This window comes from Blautia argi (assembly GCF_003287895.1).
GTDB lineage: Bacteria > Bacillota > Clostridia > Lachnospirales > Lachnospiraceae > Blautia > Blautia argi.
This window is the reverse complement of the sequence record NZ_CP030280.1, coordinates 1119007-1137066: the sequence shown is the minus strand read 5'-3', so window position 1 is coordinate 1137066 and position 18060 is coordinate 1119007. Positions and strand designations below refer to the sequence as shown.

The 18060-nt window shown below is 44.6% G+C and carries 17 protein-coding genes, 2 tRNA genes and 1 riboswitch; of the genes, 5 read left to right on the top strand and 14 right to left on the bottom strand.

Annotation, left to right across the window (positions count from 1 at the left end; translation table 11 throughout):
- Position 1: 1 nt before the first annotated feature.
- From DQQ01_RS05580 to DQQ01_RS05545, 8 genes are all read right to left on the bottom strand, one after another.
- Entirely contained in the window at positions 2 to 316 is a 315-nt protein-coding gene (locus DQQ01_RS05580; RefSeq protein ID WP_111919095.1) for a L7Ae/L30e/S12e/Gadd45 family ribosomal protein, read from the bottom strand.
- Entirely contained in the window at positions 303 to 581 is a 279-nt protein-coding gene (rnpM, locus tag DQQ01_RS05575; protein ID WP_111919093.1) for an RNase P modulator RnpM, read from the bottom strand. The genes DQQ01_RS05580 and rnpM overlap by 14 nt, the downstream gene beginning before the upstream one ends.
- A gap of 9 nt (positions 582 to 590) precedes the next feature.
- Positions 591 to 1781 (bottom strand): transcription termination factor NusA, encoded by a 1191-nt coding sequence (gene nusA, locus DQQ01_RS05570; protein ID WP_111919091.1) that lies wholly within the window; start codon positions 1779 to 1781, stop codon positions 591 to 593.
- 39 nt (positions 1782 to 1820) lie between these two features.
- Entirely contained in the window at positions 1821 to 2285 is a 465-nt protein-coding gene (locus DQQ01_RS05565) for a ribosome maturation factor RimP (protein WP_111919089.1), read from the bottom strand.
- 223 nt (positions 2286 to 2508) lie between these two features.
- The gene (locus tag DQQ01_RS05560; RefSeq protein ID WP_242980600.1) at positions 2509 to 3726 is read right to left on the bottom strand and encodes a transglutaminase domain-containing protein; all 1218 of its coding nucleotides are present in this window, start codon (positions 3724 to 3726) and stop codon (positions 2509 to 2511) included.
- A gap of 28 nt (positions 3727 to 3754) precedes the next feature.
- Positions 3755 to 6001 (bottom strand): DNA gyrase/topoisomerase IV subunit A, encoded by a 2247-nt coding sequence (locus tag DQQ01_RS05555; protein ID WP_111919087.1) that lies wholly within the window; start codon positions 5999 to 6001, stop codon positions 3755 to 3757.
- Between the two features lie 10 nt (positions 6002 to 6011).
- Positions 6012 to 7934 carry a DNA gyrase/topoisomerase IV subunit B gene (locus DQQ01_RS05550; RefSeq protein WP_111919085.1) on the bottom strand — a complete coding sequence of 641 codons (1923 nt, stop codon included), beginning with the start codon at positions 7932 to 7934 and terminating at the stop codon, positions 6012 to 6014.
- 19 nt (positions 7935 to 7953) lie between these two features.
- Positions 7954 to 8475 carry a phosphatase PAP2 family protein gene (locus DQQ01_RS05545; protein WP_111919083.1) on the bottom strand — a complete coding sequence of 174 codons (522 nt, stop codon included), beginning with the start codon at positions 8473 to 8475 and terminating at the stop codon, positions 7954 to 7956.
- Positions 8476 to 8672: 197 nt separating this feature from the next.
- Between DQQ01_RS05545 and DQQ01_RS05540 the strand changes: the two genes are divergently transcribed.
- Together DQQ01_RS05540 and DQQ01_RS05535 are read left to right on the top strand one after the other, a co-directional pair.
- A tRNA-Glu gene (locus tag DQQ01_RS05540) sits at positions 8673 to 8744 on the top strand.
- 70 nt (positions 8745 to 8814) lie between these two features.
- Positions 8815 to 9651: a PHP domain-containing protein gene (locus tag DQQ01_RS05535; protein WP_111919081.1), complete on the top strand. Its 837-nt coding sequence runs from the start codon at positions 8815 to 8817 to the stop codon at positions 9649 to 9651.
- 39 nt (positions 9652 to 9690) lie between these two features.
- On the opposite strand, the gene DQQ01_RS05530 is transcribed toward DQQ01_RS05535, so the two are convergent.
- From DQQ01_RS05530 to DQQ01_RS05505, 6 genes are all read right to left on the bottom strand, one after another.
- Positions 9691 to 11829 carry an RNA degradosome polyphosphate kinase gene (locus tag DQQ01_RS05530; RefSeq protein ID WP_111919079.1) on the bottom strand — a complete coding sequence of 713 codons (2139 nt, stop codon included), beginning with the start codon at positions 11827 to 11829 and terminating at the stop codon, positions 9691 to 9693.
- A 14-nt stretch (positions 11830 to 11843) separates the two neighbouring features.
- Entirely contained in the window at positions 11844 to 13388 is a 1545-nt protein-coding gene (locus tag DQQ01_RS05525; protein WP_111919077.1) for a Ppx/GppA phosphatase family protein, read from the bottom strand.
- 44 nt (positions 13389 to 13432) lie between these two features.
- On the bottom strand, positions 13433 to 14293 hold the full coding sequence (locus tag DQQ01_RS05520) for a patatin-like phospholipase family protein (protein ID WP_111919075.1): 861 nt from the start codon (positions 14291 to 14293) through the stop codon (positions 13433 to 13435).
- A gap of 28 nt (positions 14294 to 14321) precedes the next feature.
- Positions 14322 to 14573: a hypothetical protein gene (locus tag DQQ01_RS05515; protein WP_162624252.1), complete on the bottom strand. Its 252-nt coding sequence runs from the start codon at positions 14571 to 14573 to the stop codon at positions 14322 to 14324.
- Between the two features lie 5 nt (positions 14574 to 14578).
- Positions 14579 to 14661: transfer RNA gene (locus DQQ01_RS05510), tRNA-Leu, on the bottom strand.
- Positions 14662 to 14759: 98 nt separating this feature from the next.
- The gene (locus tag DQQ01_RS05505; RefSeq protein ID WP_111919071.1) at positions 14760 to 16037 is read right to left on the bottom strand and encodes a diaminopimelate decarboxylase; all 1278 of its coding nucleotides are present in this window, start codon (positions 16035 to 16037) and stop codon (positions 14760 to 14762) included.
- A gap of 185 nt (positions 16038 to 16222) precedes the next feature.
- Positions 16223 to 16327, top strand: a riboswitch (TPP riboswitch).
- Between the two features lie 73 nt (positions 16328 to 16400).
- Between DQQ01_RS05505 and thiS the strand changes: the two genes are divergently transcribed.
- The 3 genes from thiS to DQQ01_RS05490 all read left to right on the top strand — a co-directional run bounded on the left by thiS (position 16401) and on the right by DQQ01_RS05490 (position 18053).
- Entirely contained in the window at positions 16401 to 16595 is a 195-nt protein-coding gene (thiS, locus tag DQQ01_RS05500; protein WP_111919069.1) for a sulfur carrier protein ThiS, read from the top strand.
- Complete coding sequence (gene thiF / locus DQQ01_RS05495; RefSeq protein ID WP_111919067.1) at positions 16595 to 17221, top strand: thiamine biosynthesis protein ThiF; 627 nt, start codon at positions 16595 to 16597, stop codon at positions 17219 to 17221. The genes thiS and thiF overlap by 1 nt, the downstream gene beginning before the upstream one ends.
- A gap of 61 nt (positions 17222 to 17282) precedes the next feature.
- On the top strand, positions 17283 to 18053 hold the full coding sequence (locus tag DQQ01_RS05490; RefSeq protein WP_111919065.1) for a thiazole synthase: 771 nt from the start codon (positions 17283 to 17285) through the stop codon (positions 18051 to 18053).
- The last annotated feature ends 7 nt before the right edge of the window (positions 18054 to 18060 follow it).

The following is an 18060-nucleotide window of genomic DNA, read 5'->3' as shown; positions in this document are numbered from 1 at the left end:
GTTAAAGTCCTGTTTTTTCCAGTTTTTTCACCGTTGCCACAGCAAAATTCTCATCAGTCAGCGCCAATGACGCCCGATATTCCTTTCCTATGGCGATTCCCAATTCCTCCTTTGTTCCGATACTGTAAAAAGGTACCTGATAAAACGTACACATATCTCTGAATTTTTTCTTTGTATTGTCAGAGGCGTCCTCTGCAGTAAGCACCAGAAACGCCTTGCCTGCTTTCACGGCGTTTTCTGTGGCAAATTCTCCGCTGACAATTTTTCCGGCTTTTGCCGCAAGTCCCAGAAGGGACAGTTCCTTACGCATGTTCAAGTTTCTCAAACTCCTTTGTCAGGCTTTCATATACTTCTTTTGGTATGGCTGTTTTTAAAGACCGCTCAAGCCCCTTGTTTTTCATGGCTTTTTCCAGACAATTCTTATCAAAGCACAAATATGCGCCCCGTCCATTTTTGCGGCCTGTGGTGTCCAGCACAATCTCCTCGTCTGTGGTTTTCAGCACACGAAGCAGCTCTTTTTTGCTTTTCATCTCACCGCAGCCTACACATTTACGCATGGGAATTTTCCGTACTGTACTCATAGCTCCACCTTACTCTTCTGATTCTTCTGCGTCCTCATATGCTTCCTCTGTTTCCTCGCAAGCATACTCCTCTGCAGCCTCTTCGCTGTAATCCGGGGTCAGCTCCTGTGTTTCCTCAGCTGCTTCTTCCCCTTCCTCATTTTCGTAATACTGGAAATCTCCTGCTTCTCTTGCCTGTGTTTCACTCTTAATATCAATCTTAAATCCAGTCAGTCTGGCTGCCAGTCTGGCATTCTGACCTTCCTTACCAATGGCAAGGGAAAGTTGAAAATCCGGTACAATCACCATAGCGGTTTTTTCTTCCGGATCTGCCATAACAGAAATAACCTTTGCCGGGCTTAACGCATTTTCAATGAGAAGCGCCGGATTGTCGCTCCAGTTGATAATATCAATTTTTTCTCCTCTTAATTCCTCTACAATAGAATTTACTCTTGCACCGTTCATACCCACGCATGCACCTACCGGATCTACGTCCGGATCGTTGCTCCATACAGCAATCTTGGTACGGGATCCTGCTTCTCTGGCAATACTCTTAATTTCCACAGTACCGTCCTTTACTTCTGTAACCTCTGCCTCAAACAGACGTTTTACAAGTTCCGGGTGTGTTCTGGATACCAGAATCTTCGGTCCCTTTGGTGTATCCTTCACCTCCAGAATATACAGTTTGATCCTCTCTGTAGGCTGGAACACCTCTGTTTTCACCTGCTCGTTTTCTGTCAGGACTGCATCTGCCTTACCCAGGTTAATGCTGTAATTTCTGCCCATGCTTCTCTGCACAATACCGGTTACAATATCTCTTTCTTTTCCGTAATATTCATTGAAGATAACTTTTCTTTCCTCTTCACGGATTTTCTGCAGAATCACGTTCTTGGCATTCTGTGTGGCAATACGGCCAAATTCCTTTGATTTTACCTCCACATTTACCACATCGCCCAGAGCATACTGGGAATGCATCATTTTGGCATCTGCGAGGCTGATTTCTGTTACAGGGTCCAAAACCTCCTCCACTACGGTTTTTTCTGCAAACACACTGAAATCACAGGTCTCATGATTGATATTAACCTTGATGTTGTCTGCCTTTCCGAAATGGTTTTTGCATGCCTGAAGCAAAGACTGCTCAATCGCTTCCAGTAACGTATCTTTACTGATGGATTTTTCTTTTTCCAGAATATTCAGCGCTTCCAATAATTCTGTGTTCATTTTTTACTTCCTCCTAAAATCTCTATGGTTCTATGGTTTTTAAAAATCAAAAGCAAGCCGTATCAGTGCAATATCTGACTTCTGGAAGGTCTTTTCCTCTCCTTTGCAGTCAATGGTCACACTGTTTTCATCGTATGCTGTTAAAATCCCATAAAATTCCTTTTCTCTGTTTACTGCGCGGTAGGTTCTGATTTCCAGTTCCTTTCCCATGCTTCGTTTATAATCTTTTTCCTTTTTCAAAGGTCTTCCCAGCCCCGGAGAACTGACCTCCATAATATAGGCGTCCTCGATAAAATCTTCTTCGTCCAGCTTTTCGGAAAAGGCTCTGCTTACAACCTCACAGTCTTCTACAGTAATTCCCTGGGGTTTGTCAATATAAGCCCTCAGATAAAAATTACTGCCTTCTTTTACATACTCCACATCTACCAGTTCAAAACCATGGGCAGCTACAATGGGCTCAATCAATGCCTCTGCCTTCTGTTCGTATACTTCTTTTTTGCTCATGCTTTCACCCTCCTTCCGCTTGTCTTCTGCGCTTCTTCCTCCGTGCAGACACGCACTTTAGTCGGTTGCCCGCGCAAATGATAAGAGTGGACCGACTGGTCCACTCTTATGCTATCGTTATTATCTAGTTCTCTATTAGGATAACACTAATTACAGGAACTTGCAAGTGCTTTTTTGACAGGGCGACCCTGCTCCCCGAAGCAGACGCTGAAATTCCCTGCCTTTATGGTCTCCACACCAAAACCAAAAGCCTGTCCTGACCGCCAGAATAGATATTCCACGAAATACCCTGTCCTGGCTGCAGCACAGAGGTATTCTGCATGGCCTCTTTTACCAAAGAGCCGTTTACCAAATCCTGCACTGCCCTGTCATAATCCTCCTGCCTTGCAAAATACAGTTCTGTTTTTTGTCTGCCTGCGTTGACGTCCTGAGTCAAAACCTGCCGAATCTGTTCAGGGTCATAGGTTTCATACCAGCAGCCTGCATTTTTGTAGTAATTATAGCGGTCATCATCACAGACCGGAAGAGGAATATCGTCATTTGCCCGATGTGTCCGTCCCAGAAATTCCTCTGTACAGCACAGATAGCTGTAATACACGTCAATCTCTGTAGCTGTCTGGGCATCGTAGCGAGGATTTCCCCAGGTTGTGTCCACATAATAATAGTTTTCTCCTATTTTCACCAGATTCCATGCATGTCTGGAACTGGTTCCTTCTGTAATCTCTCCTGTTACCAGTGTGCAGAAAATTCCCATTTTATTCAGCAGATACTGAGTTGCCTTTGCATAGCCCATACATACCGTGCTTTTTCCCAGAAAAACGCTGCGTATATTCTGATTATCAGGACTTGTTTCCTCATATTCCACATTCCGAATCAGCAGCTCGTACACGGCTTTTATCTTCCCATAGGTATCTGTGTCAGCAGGTATCTCTCCTATCCAGGCTTCTGCCTGCGCCTCTATCTGCCGCCCTATCTCTTCTGCCTCCTGTCTGTTTACCAGATAGTTGGGAGAAACTCGCATTCCCTTTACAGAGCCGTCCGGATATTCCTCCTTCCAATACTCAAAGGCGCCGTCTGTCCAGAAATATTCCGGGTGGTCTATCATCACCAGATTCGCAATGGCAGACAGTTGTTCCTCTGTTACAGGGGACAGTCTGATTTCCTCCTGAAAGCTCTCCATTCCCTGAATCAACTGCCGATATACCTGCTGCTCCTCTGTATTTAAAGACTGATATCCGTAAAAAAGCTCTTCCTCTGATTCTTCCAGCTTCTTTTCCGGAAGGATTTCTTTTGCTGCCTCAGCTTTTGAAATCTCAGCTTCTGCCTGTCCGCCCTCAGAGAAAAAGACTTCCTCTGGATTGTCTTTACTACAGCCTGCCAGGACTGCGAACAATAACACCATAGCAAGAAGCACACCTCTACCGTCTTTTTTCTTTTTCAAACCGCACCTCTTTTCTTTCTGCCACAACTCAGACACGCACCTTCGTACCCTTTGTATCCCGTTTTGCCAGCTTCAGCTTATTCAGTATCATCTGCTTTTCCTTATAGACAATCTCATAATCTGTTCTGCTCTCCAGCATATAAGCATGAGAAAGCTCGTCCTTGTCGTCCATACGGATTCCTCTGACACCCAGAGCATTTTTCTTCTTTTCCGGTATTTCTTCTTTTAAGAATTTCAGGAAAAATCCCTTCTTTGTCTGAAGCACCATATATTCCATAGGATCTGCATTCTGTACCAGAACCACCTTATCGCCCTCACTGAGCTTGGTGGCAACAATGGTTCTCTTTGCCACATCAAATTCTGCGCCGTCTACCAGCTTTACCATACCCTTTGCTGTGGCAAAGCAAATCTTCGCACACTTTAACGCTGTCTGGGCTCCTACAAAGACAAGCTGTTCTGTGCTGCTGTCATAATTGCTCACATTGTCTACCGGAGTTCCTTTATCCCGCAGCTTTCCGTAAGGCAAATCCAGCACTTTTACCAGATGCATACGCCCTGAGTCTGTGAACAGACAGATTTTATCTGTGTTCATACAGGAAAAGACATATTTATTTTCACTGTCTGCGGTTTCCTTATTGCGCTCATAGGTTCCCTTGTCTATGGTACGCACATAGCCAAAGCGATCCATCAGAAATACCACTTCCGTTTCCTCAATTTTCTTTTCCTCATATACAGCCTCTGCCGCATTTTCCACAGCCGTCCGTCTATCTCTTGCATATTCCTTTTTTATCTGCTTCAGTTCCGTGATAATCACCTCTGCCATGGAATCGTAATGATTCAAAATATCCTCATATCTGGCAATTTTTTTCAAGGTTTCCGCGTGTTCTGCCATGAGGGTTTCCATTTCCAGACCTATGAGTTTATAAAGACGCATGTCCAGAATTGCCCCTGCTTGACGCTCTGTAAAGCGCAGCTTCTTTGCCTGACGCTCACTGGTCTTTGTCTTAAAACGGATTCCCTCTGTCATACCGCTTATGAGGCAGTTTTTTACCTGCTCCCTGCTTTTACTGCCTCTTAAAATCTCAATAATCAGGTCAATGACATCACAGGCCTGAATCAGACCTTCCTGAATTTCCTGATTTTCTTTTTCTTTTTTCAAAAGACTGCTGTACTTTCTGGTTGCCACCTCAAACTGGAAATCCACATGATGCTCAATAATCTGTTTTAAGCCCAGTGTTTCCGGTCTTCCCTGTGCCACTGCCAGCATGTTGACGCCAAAGGTATCCTCAAGCCGTGTTTTCTTATACAGCATATTCTTCAGATTTTCAATGTCTGCTCCCTTTTTCAACTCCAGCACAATGCGAATGCCTTCCTTGGAAGACTGGTTGGAAATATCCGCAATATCTGTAGTTTTCTTTGTTTCACTGAGTGCTGCCACATCATTTAGAAATTTTCCGATATTAGCGCCAATCATGGTATAAGGGATTTCTGTGATCACCAGCAGACTTTTTCCGTTTTTCCCTTTTTCTACCTCTACCTTTCCCCGGATTCTGATTTTTCCAGTTCCGCTTTCATATATGGACAGCAAATCGTCTTTATTAACCACAATACCCCCGGTTGGAAAATCCGGACCCTTGATGTACTGCATCAGCTCCTCTGTAGTAATTTCATTGTTCTTCATATAGGCAATCACACCGTCCAGTACCTCGCCCAGATTGTGAGGCGGAATGCTGGTTGCCATTCCTACCGCAATGCCATCTGCACCGTTTACCAGCAAATTGGGAACGCGCACAGGAAGCACCTCCGGCTCCTTCTCTGTTTCGTCAAAGTTGGAAACAAAATCCACTACGTTCTTATCCAGATCCCCCAGGTATACCTCCTGGGTGATTTTCTGCAGTCTTGCCTCTGTATATCGCATAGCAGCCGCGCCGTCGCCTTCAATGGAGCCAAAGTTTCCATGACCGTCTACCAAAGGCTGTCCCTTTTTAAACTCCTGCGCCATAACCACCAGAGCTTCATAAATAGAGCTGTCCCCATGTGGATGATACTTACCCATAGTATCTCCCACAATGCGGGCGCATTTTCTGTATGGACGGTCATAGCGGATACCCAGCTCATACATATCATACAGCGTCCTTCTTTGCACAGGCTTTAAGCCGTCCCTGACGTCCGGCAGGGCACGGGCTATAATAACGCTCATTGCATAGTCAATATATGACTTCTGCATAATTTCCGAATACTCGGTTCTGATAATATTATCCTGATTCTTCGCCATACTGTATCTCCTATATATCTAATTCCGCATCACGGGCATGCTCATAAATAAATGCCTTACGCGGCGGCACCTCTGTTCCCATAAGCACCTCTGTAACCTCTGACGCCATTCTGGCATCTTCGATTTCCACCAGACGCAGCATACGGGTTTCCGGATTTAAGGTGGTTTCCCAGAGTTGCTCTGCGTCCATTTCTCCCAGACCCTTGTATCTTTGCAGGGTAAAGGGACCTTTATGTTTTTTCCTGTAATGCTCTAACGCCTTGTCATCATAAAGGTATTCTTCCTTGCCCTTTGAAGGCATAGCCTTATAAAGGGGTGGCATGGCAATATATACATGCCCTTCATAAATAAGCTCTGGCATAAAACGATAAAACAGGGTCAGCAAAAGCGTGGAAATATGAGCTCCGTCCACGTCTGCATCTGCCATAATAATAATCTTGTCATAGCGTAACTTTGTAATATCAAAATCATTGCCATAGCCCTCGGAAAAGCCGCAGCCAAAAGCATTAATCATGGTTTTAATCTCCGCATTGGCAAGCACCTTGTCAATGGTTGCCTTCTCCACATTTAAAATTTTTCCCCGGATAGGCAAAATTGCCTGAAAGCTCCTATCTCTGGCTGTCTTGGCACTGCCCCCTGCGGAATCTCCCTCTACAATGAAAATTTCGCATAAAGAAGGATCTCTTTTTTCACAGTTTGACAGCTTTCCGTTGGAATCAAAAGAATATTTCTGCTTTGTCAGAAGATTGGTCTTTGCTTTTTCCTCTGTTTTTCTGATTTTCGCAGATTTCTCAGCACAGGCAAGCACACTCTTTAAAACGTCCAGATTTCTGTCAAAATACAGGACAATCTCCTCTCCCGTTACCTTTCCTGTGGCCTTTGCAGCGTCCTGGTTATCCAGTTTTGTCTTAGTCTGTCCCTCAAATCGGGGCGCAGGGTGCTTAATAGATACCACCGCAGTCATACCATTACGCACATCAGCTCCTGTAAAGTTGGAATCCTTTTCCTTTAAAATTCCCAATTCTCTGGCATAAGTATTCATCACAGAGGTAAAAGTGGTCTTAAAACCTGTAAGGTGGGTACCTCCCTCAGAGTTATAAATATTGTTACAAAATCCCAGCACATTTTCCCGAAATTCATTGACATACTGAAAAGCTGCCTCTACGGTAATGCCATCGCACTCCCCTTTAAAATAAACAGGCTCATGGACTACCTCGCTCTTTTTATTCAAATCCCGAATAAATCCCACAATCCCCTCTGGCTCATGATACACGATTTTTTCAGGGACTTCTCCCCGCTTATCCTCAAACACAATGGTAAGCTCCGGATTCAGATACGAGGTTTCATGAAGACGACTCTTGACCTCCGTGGAAGAAAATCTGGTTTTCTCAAAAATTTCCGCATCAGGCAAAAAATTCACCAGGGTTCCTGTAGCCTTTGTTCTTCCCAGCTTTGGAAGCAGTCCGTCCTCCAGCTCAATGGTAGGCACACCACGCTCATAGTGGTCATGATGTACATACCCTCCGGTGCTGATTTTAATATCCAGATACTCAGACAGAGCGTTTACTACTGAAGAACCAACTCCATGCAGTCCGCCGCTTGTTTTATAGACAGAATCATCAAACTTTCCGCCTGCATGCAGGGTGGTAAAAACCAGACGCTCGGCTGACATTCCCTTTTCATGCATACCCACCGGGATTCCTCTTCCATCGTCCTCTATAGTGGCAGACCCGTCCGCCTCCAGAATCACCCGAATATTTTTGCAAAAGCCGGCCAGATGCTCGTCTACTGCATTATCCACAATTTCATAAATCAAATGATTCAGACCCTTGCGGGACACACTTCCGATATACATACCAGGGCGTTTACGCACCGCTTCCAGTCCTTCCAGCACTGTAATACTGCTGGCATCATAAGTATTCTTTTTCGCCATTTTCCTTAACCTTTCTTTTTTATTTCTCCTTAACCGGTATCCTTTTCATCAGATACACCCCTGCAAAACCACAGAAAATTCCCAATATCATACCTGCAAGCACATCTGTAGGGAAATGTACGTAAAAATACAACCTGGAGATTCCCATGAGAACTGCCAGAATCAAGCTACAGATTCCAAGCCGCCGGTTCGTCAGAAGCAGAGCGCCTGCTGCTGCAAAAGAAGCCATGGTATGCCCGGAGGGGAAAGAATAATCCTTTGGAACCCGCACCAGAAGCTCTACCGTATCCTTTATCCAGCAGGGTCTGGGACGGGCAACCAGAGGCTTTAAAATTACATTTGCCAGAATAAAATCCAGTACCAATGCAAGCAATACCGCAATTCCGCAGGGACGGAATTTCTTTGTGCAAAGAAGCACCATGCCCAACAGAATCCAGAACCAGCCTGCTTCTCCCAGCATGGTAGTAAATGCCATAATTTTCGTAAGCACCGGATTTTGTATATTTTGCAGCATATCCAAAACTGCAAATTCCCATTCCATATTGTCATCACCTTTCTTTTTGTAAAGACTTCTGTATCATATCTCATTTTTCCGGTATTTTCAAACCCTTTTTCCCGGTTCTTTTATTTATTATAGTGAACATCTGTTCTGTATGTCAAGTTGGTTTTTTAATTTTTTTTATTTTTTTCAAAAAAGTGTTGACATTCTCATACATATACTGTATTATAGGCAAGTAAGGTTCGTTGGTCAAGCGGTTAAGACGCCGCCCTCTCACGGCGGAAACACGGGTTCGATTCCCGTACGAACTGTTTTTTGGGAAATACTCAGTTGAGTGTTTCCCATTTTTTGTTTTTTAAATAAAATCTACGGGAGGTTTTTATGGAAAAGCTGATTGATTTGCATGTACATTCTTCTGTTTCAGACGGCACCTTTTCCCCTGAGGAGCTGGTTGCCTATGCGCTTGAAAAGAAACTTGCCGCCTTTGCCCTTACAGACCACGACACCACAGACGGCATCAAAGCTGCCCAAAAGGCAGCAGAAGGCACAGAGCTTGAAGTGGTACCTGGCATTGAGCTTTCTACAACCTGGCACAATCGGGACGTTCACATTGTAGGGCTGGATATCAACTGGAAAAATCCCGATTTTCAGAAAACTCTTCAGGGATTTCGGGATTCCAGAGAACTGCGAAATGATAAGGTATTGGCGCTTCTACAGAAGGAAAACATTTCCATTACCAGAAAAGACATGGAAGAAAGTTTTCCGGACAGTGTCTGGACCAGGGCGCACTTTGCCAGATTCCTGCTGGACCACCACTATGTAGGATCTGTAAAAGAAGCTTTTGACCGATATCTGGGCGATCATGCAAAGTGCTATGTTCCCAGAGAAAAAGTTACGCCCATTCAGGCAATCCAGTTGATTCATCAGGGCGGCGGAAAGGCTGTTTTTGCCCACCCGCTTCTGTGCCGTTTTTCCAAGGAACGGCTGGAAAGCTTTCTCGATGTTCTGAAAAAGGAGGGACTGGACGGCGTGGAAACCATGTATTCCTCCTATACCCCTTCTGACCAGCTTCGCATGACAAAGCTTGCCAGTCATTTCGGACTGAAAAATTCAGGAGGAAGTGATTTCCATGGCTCCAACAAGCCTCACATTGACCTGGGCTCGGGCACCGGAAAACTGCAGATTCCTTATTCTGTACTGAAAGAGCTGCGTACCTGAAGACTCTCTGGTACACAGCTCCTTTTCTCCTGTTCTCATTTATTCTTCTTCCGGTGCCTCTGCTGGAACAAAGACCCGTTCATCTCCTGTATGCATCGGTATTTTTGCTTTTTCATCAGCTTCTTCACAGAAGTATTCCTGTGAATTTATCAACTGTTTTCCTCTCTTGTCAATTTTTTCATAGGTTCCGTCCGGTTGCAGAACATGGGCTTTTACATTATCTGCAAGCTGAATTTCCAGAATATGCTTTACTTCTTCTTTAATATCCTTATCCTCTACCGGAAACACGATTTCCACTCTCTTATCCAGATTTCGCGGCATCCAGTCCGCGCTTCCCATGAAAATCTGCTCCCTGCCTCCGCTGTAAAAATAGAAAATCCGGCTGTGTTCCAGATAATTCCCTACAATAGACCGCACGGTAATGTTCTCACTGACACCCGGAATCCCTGTTTTCAGACAGCAGATGCCGCGGATAATCAAATCAATCTGTACTCCTGCCGCACTTGCTGCATAGAGGGCTGCAATAATGTCCCGGTCGCAGAGAGAATTCATTTTTGCCACAATTCTTGCCCTGCGTCCCTCCAGCGCCTCCTTTTGCTCCATTTCAATAAGATGCAGGAAGCGATCCCGAAGCCAGATAGGCGCTACAGCTAATTTATTCCAGCTTTTCGGCTCAGAATAACCGGAGAGCATGTTAAACACCGCTGTGGCGTCCTCCCCGATTTTTTCCGAGCAGGTAAGAAGTCCGCAGTCTGTATACAGCTTGGCTGTAGAATCGTTGTAATTTCCGGTTCCCAGATGCACGTATCTGCGGATTCCCTCCTCTTCCTTTCGCACAACCAGAGTAATCTTACTGTGGGTTTTCAATCCCAGCAGCCCGTAAATGACATGACAGCCTGCTTTTTCCAGCTTCTTCGCCCACACAATATTGTTCTCCTCATCAAAACGCGCCTTTAATTCCACCAGCACAGTGACCTGCTTGCCGTTTTCCGCTGCCTGCGCCAAAGCTGCAATAATGGGAGAATTGCCACTGACGCGGTACAGGGTCTGCTTGATGGCAAGCACCTGCGGGTCTTTTGATGCCTGACGGACAAAATCCACCACAGGAGCAAAAGTCATAAACGGGTGATGAAGCAAAATATCCTGTTTTCGTATCTGGGTAAAAATATCCTCCTCTGCCATCATCTGCGGCACCGGCGCAGGTACATGCTGGGAAAGCTTCCAAGTTTCAAACCCCTCCAACCCATACAACTTCATAAGGAAAGTCAGATCCAGAGGTCCGTTGACGGCAAATACGTCTTCTTCCTTTACTTTAAACTCTGTTTTTAAGATTTTAAGCAGGCGGGGATCCATTTTTTCGTTGACATCCAGTCTGATAACCTCGCCCCACTGCCTTTTTTTCAACTGTTTTTGAATCTCGTTTAAAAGGTCTGCTGCCTCGTCCTCATCAATGGTTAAATCCGCATTTCGGATAATACGGTAAGGGCAGGCGCACACCACCTGATTACTTAAAAACAGCTTACCAATGTTTCTCTCTATAATTTCCTCCAGAAGAATTACAGTTTGCTTTCCATTCTTCTCTTCAGGAAGCTCCACGATTCTTGGAAGCACGGAAGGCACCTGCACAGTAGCAAATTCCAGTTCCTCTTTATCCTTTTTATTTTTCTTTGCAATCAGTGCGCCAATATTTAAAGTTTTATTGCGGATAAGAGGAAATGGCCTCGCGCTGTCCATCGCCATGGGAGTCAGTACCGGATAAATGGTTTCATCAAAGTATTTATCCGCAAAGCTTTTCTGCTCCTTGCTTAAATTTTCATGCTTTTCTACAACCACCAGCCCTGCCTTTTTCAGCCCCGGCAAGAGAGAACGATTATAGGTACTGTACTGGGTATGAATAAACTCCTTTAATACAGGCGCCAGTCTTTCAAGCTGTTCCTTTGGAGAAAGCCCTGCAATATCCGGTTTTGTATATTTTGCATGAACCATATCCTTTAAAGAAGCAACCCGAATCATGAAAAATTCGTCCAGATTAGAGGCCGTAATGCTCAAAAACTTCAGGCGTTCAAATAAGGGCAGGCTTTTATCCCTTGCCTCAGACAGCACTCTTTCATTAAACCCTACCCAGCTCAATTCTCTGTTGCGGTAATATTCCGGCTTTGTATATGCCTTAAATTCCATATGCTCACTCCTCCTTATTTCCTCATTCTTACCTTCAGTACAGGGCGGATACTGAAAATCTCTTCAAAGAAATCTGCCTGCTCTGGCAAAAGTCCTCTCTCCAGCGTCAAATCCTCTTTTGCAGAAACGGTAAGCACCAACTCCTGCTCCTTTACTGCAGCCCGGATTTCCTCAATTTTCTGTCTGTGGCTTCTATCCAGCACATTTGCCACCCGGATAATGGCTGTCAGCTTTGCTACCGTCATATAGCCCTTGCGGTCTATCTCAGATCTGGAATCTGCGCTTCCATAATACTGAAAAGGCATTTTAATAAATTTCACCATATGGGCAATCATCTTTCGTTCCTTGTGGGACAGTCCGATAATCTCCGTGGACATAATGATTTCATATGCACATTCTGAAGCATTGCTCAGACTGATATAATTGCCGCAGTCATGCAACAAGATAGCAATCTGTAAGAGCAGCCGCTCTCTTTTCCCCATACCGTGAAGCTTCTTCATGCCGTCAAAAATGGCAAGTGCATTCTGCGCCACTGCCTGGGTATGATTTTTGCTGCTCATATATCGCTTGGCAATATTTCTCGCTGAAACCAGAATGTCATTTTCAAAATTGTGCTTGCTTTTCATCAGTTTGCGTCGCTCCGCATAATCATAAGCCACTCCATCGTTTAAGTGCGTTCCCGGAAGCCACATGGTCTGTCCGCCCAGCTCCTCAATAAATACACGGTAAATAATCATGCCAGGTACCATAATCTCTGCATACTCCAGAGAAACTCCCAGCTTTACTGATACCTCTTCCGCAGAATGCGCCATCACCCATCTATATTCCTCCATAAAGGTTTCAAGGCTGATGGTTCTGCTCTCTGTCATACTCTCTTTTTTCTCAAACAGTCTTTCCGTAAAGGTATTTCCCATAAGAATAATGTGCTCTATTTTGCGATCCTTTACATGCAGCTTTTTAAAACCCAAAATCTGGTTATGTACCAGCTCTTCCACCAGGCGTTCATAATGTACGGTTTCCTTTTCCAGAGGAAGCAGAAGCTCCTTGATTCGCAGGCTTCCCATTTTAAAATTCTGAGTAGTAACAAGAGTATCCTTATCAAACAGGGAAATTTGTACATTTCCCCCTCCTACCTCCATAACTGCCGTGCCCTTCTGAATGATTTTTTCAAAAGAAGCTTCCTTTGCAGCTACGGATTTATAGCCGTAAAAGCGCTGTTCCGAGTTGCTTAAAATCTCTACCCGGATACCTGTTTTCTGATACACCTGTTCCATAACCAGCCATACATTCTGCGCCTCTTGAAGCGTACTGGTGGCACATGCCCGATACTCCTCTACCTGATATTCCTTCATAATCTCTGTAAAATCACGAAGGACACGGCAAAGCTCCTTTGCTGTAGCAAAGGTAATCTTCCCTTCACCATAGGTTTCTCTCCCGATTTCCAGACGGCTTCTCACTTCGTTTATACACCGAATCCCATTCCGCGGAGAAATTTCATAAATATCCATACATACATTGTAAGAACCTACGTCAATCGCTGCAAATGTTTTCACTCCCATAGATGGCTCCTTTCCGCCTTTGTTGCTTTTCTGCTCTCCCCTTTCTAGGAAAGAAGAAATTCCTGTAATGCTCTGCTGTTTTTCTCTGCTGTAGCATATCCCTCTTCATACAACTTTTCCAGCTTTTCCCGATTCTTCTCCACTCTGCCGATTTCCACTGGTTTTTCCGGACAAATAAGGAATATCTTTCCCTTTTTCTCTTCTTCATATAAGTAATCCAAGGTTTCATTATAATCCAGATGCCGGTTTTTCATACGCTCTACCAGCCTTGGAAATTCTCTTCCGTATCTTAAATAAGCGGCTGGCATGGCCCTATTTGGTTGTTTTCGGTATCCTCTCTGCCGTGTCAGCACCACCACCTGCTTTTCATTTCCCAGCTTTTGGGACTGCCTTACAGGAATCGAGTCTGCAATTCCCCCGTCCAGATACGGAGTGTTCTGAATCCACACTGTTCTCGCCAAAAGAGGCAGGGAACTGGACGCCCGGACATAGTGAATCCCCTTGTGCATATCTGTAATTTTCTTATATTCCGCATCTCCCGTTTCACAGTTTGTCACTGTTACATAAAACTCCGTAGGATTTTGGTCAAATGCCCGGTAATCATAAGGATTTAATTCCTCCGGAATTTTCCTGTAACACATATCAACCCCAAACAAATCTCCTGTTTTTATGAGATTTTTTACACTGCAGTAAGCTTCATCTTCCAGATAGTCTGTATTTGTTTCAAATCCTCTTCGTCTTTGCTTTGATAAAAAGCTACATGCATGGCAGGCGCCTGCGGATACGCCGATACAGGTATGAAAAGAAACCTCCCTGTCCAGAAAAAAATCCAGTACCCCCGCTGTAAATGCACCTCGCATACCGCCGCCTTCCAAAACCAGTCCAACTTTACTATTTGCTGCCATGTTTTCCCTTCTTTCTATTCACATAACTTTATTTTAGCACGAATTTTGTTATCGCAAAAGTTAAATAAATTTTACTTTTTTCAAAAAGGCACAAAACCATTCCGCCCCAAGACAAATGACACCTGTATCTTTTAACCAGTATCCTCTCATTTCCAGGCTCGCTTTTATGCGGACTATTTTCATTCAAGGATTCCTCGAAAATCGAACTTTCCCATACAGCAAAAAGGCTGAAACCCTTTATTTCACTGGATTTCAGCCTTTTCATACTTTCTTCATTCATAAAACTGCCGGCAATGGGACTTGAACCCATACGTGGTTGCCCACAACAGATTTTGAGTCTGCCTCGTCTGCCATTCCGACACGCCGGCATTTCCTAACGGAACAATAGATATTCTAGCACGACTCCCTCCAAATTGCAAGCATTTTTTTGAATTTTAATGCAATTTATTCTATTTTTTTGTTTTTTTTATTGATTGCAGTCCAGATTTTTATAAAAGTCAAAGCAGTCAAAGGTAGCAAAATAATCTTTTGGCGTTTCTGCCCTACGGATCAGCTGTATACTCCCGTCTGTTTTCAGTAAAAGCTCTGCGGATTTCAGCTTTCCGTTGTAATTGTATCCCATAGCAAAGCCATGGGCGCCTGTATCGTGAATCACCAGCAAATCGCCTTTCTCAATCTTTGGCAGCATTCTGTCCACAGCAAATTTGTCGTTATTTTCACACAAAGAACCTGTCACATCATATTTGTAATCACAAGGCTGATTTTCTTTACCCATAACCGTAATGTGATGATAAGCCCCATACATGGCCGGACGCATCAGGTTTACCGCACAGGCGTCCACACCAATATATTCCTTGTGGGTATGCTTTTCGTGAATGGCCTTTGTCACCAGGCAGCCGTAGGGTCCCATCATAAATCTTCCAAGCTCTGTATAAATTGCCACATCGTTCATACCTGCAGGCGTCAGCACCTCTTCATACACCTTTCTTACACCCTCTCCAATGGCACGAATGTCGTTGGGCTTTTCTCCCGGTCTGTATGGAATTCCTACGCCGCCGGACAGGTTGATGAAACAGATTTTTGCGCCGGTTTCCTTTTCCAGGCACACTGCCAGCTCAAAAAGCCGCTTTGCCAGCATGGGATAATACTCGTTTGTCACCGTATTGCTGGCCAGAAATGCATGGATTCCAAATTCCTCCACGCCTTTGTTTTTCAAAATACGAAATGCTTCAAAAATCTGAGGCTCTGTCATACCGTATTTGGCATCTCCCGGATTGTCCATAATGCCATTGCACACCTCAAACACACCGCCTGGATTATAACGGCAGCTTATACGCTTAGGCAGCGTTCCGATGGCTTTTTCCAGATATTCAATATGAGTGATATCGTCCAGATTAATGGTTGCTCCTAACTCATTGGCATACTGAAATTCCTCTGCCGGTGTATCATTGGAGGAAAACATAATATCTTCTCCCACGCAGCCAATGGCCTTTGACAGCATCAGCTCTGTATACGAAGAGCAGTCGCATCCAAAGCCATATTCTCTTAAAATCTGAATCAAAAACGGATTGGGGGTTGCTTTTACAGCAAAATATTCTTTAAATCCCTTATTCCATGCAAAGGCTTCCTTCATTGCCTGCGCATTTTCCCGGATTCCTTTTTCATCATACAAATGAAAAGGTGTGGGATATTCCTTTACAATTTCTTCTAACTGTTCTTTTGTCACAAAGGTCTTTTTTTCCATATATATTCTCCCTTAATGGATTTCTGTTTTTCTGATTTTTTCTGACGAACCTCATTATACGAAAATGCGCTTTGCTTTTCAAGTCATTCTCTGTCTTTTTTAATTTTTTAACGTATTGACGTATTCCCGTTTAAAATTCAAAGAAAACCTTTGCAATTTTACCAGTCCTGTTGTATAATGAACAAAATAAAAAAGACGGGAGCTTGTAGACAGGCTGAGAGGAAGGTATGACCTTCGACCGATAACCTGATTTGGATAATGCCAACGTAGGGACGCCTTGGAATCATATGTGCAGAATATGCAGCGGGAAGTTACCGAGATTGGTATCTTCCCGCTTTTTAGTTCCCGCAAAAGAGGTGAAATATGGTAAAAATAAACGGAAATACCCTGCATCTGGAGGGAATCTCTCTGTCCCAGTATCTGAAATCTGCGGATTACAATCCAAAAAGGATTGCCGTTGAGCGAAACGGAGAAATCATCCCCAAATCAAAATACGAAGAAACTCTGCTGTCAGACGGCGATGTGCTGGAAATTGTCAGCTTTGTAGGAGGCGGCTGATGATACCTGGAAGAGAAGAAATGGAAAAAGCCTTGAAAGAACGGCATGGAGAAACTCTGCAGAAAAAATTCAACGCTGCCACAGTTGCCATCTGCGGTCTGGGAGGACTTGGCTCCAATATCGCGCTCTCTCTTGCCCGTGCAGGCGTTGGCAGACTGCTGCTCTTTGATTTTGACCGGGTGGATATTACCAACCTGCACCGCCAGCAATACAAAGCAGCCCAGGTAGGCATGTACAAAACAGACGCTCTGACAGAAAATCTCAGGGAAATCAATCCCTATATCTGTGTACAGAGCCACACCATAAAACTACAGGAAGAAAATCTGCAGCAACTTTTAAAGGACGCACAGATAATCTGCGAAGCCTTTGACCTGGCAGAAAGCAAGGCTATGCTGGTCAACAGGGTTCTGGAGGTCATGCCCGAGAAATTTCTGGTGGCTGCCTCCGGTATGGCAGGTCTTGACAGTCCTAACCTCATAAAAACCCGGCAGATTACTCCTCATTTTTATCTCTGTGGAGATGAGCAAAACGAGGTTTCCCCAAAATTGGGACTTTTTTCCTCCCGGGTTATGTGCTGCGCTGCCCATGAAGCTCATGTCGTCCTACAGCTTCTGGCAGGACTTTAACATCTGAAAACCAGATTGATACAACATCTGCTTACAAAATTTACAGAAAGAAGGTTATTTTATGAACAACGATACACTCCTGATAGGGGGACACGAATTTCATTCCCGCTTTATTTTAGGATCCGGCAAATATTCTCTGAAACTCATTGAAGCAGCCGTAAAAGACGCCGGTGCAGAGCTTATTACCCTGGCTGTACGCCGTGCAAATACAAGGGCGGAGGAAAACATTCTGGATTATATCCCCGAACATGTAACCCTGCTTCCCAATACCAGCGGCGCCAGAAATGCCGAAGAGGCTATACGCATTGCCCGTCTGGCAAGAGAACTGGGCTGCGGAAATTTTGTAAAAATCGAAATCATGCGGGATTCCAAATACCTGCTGCCTGACAACCAGGAAACAGTTAAGGCAACGGAAGTCCTGGCAAAGGAGGGTTTTATTGTCATGCCCTACATGTATCCGGATTTAAACACAGCCAGAGATTTAGTAAACGCCGGGGCTGCCTCCGTCATGCCTCTTGCCTCCCCCATTGGTTCCAATAAGGGGCTTTCCACCAGAGATTTTATACAAATTCTTATTGAAGAAATTGACCTGCCGGTGATTGTGGATGCCGGTATCGGACGCCCCTCCCAGGCTTGCGAGGCAATGGAAATGGGTGCGGCAGCCATTATGGCAAATACAGCTCTCGCCACAGCAGGAAATCTCCCCCTGATGGCATCTGCCTTCAGACAAGCCATTGAGGCAGGCAGAAAGGCCTATCTTGCAGGACTCGGCAGAGTGCTGACCCGCGGTGCTTCCGCCTCTGACCCACTCACCGGATTTCTTCATAATTAGGAGGGAA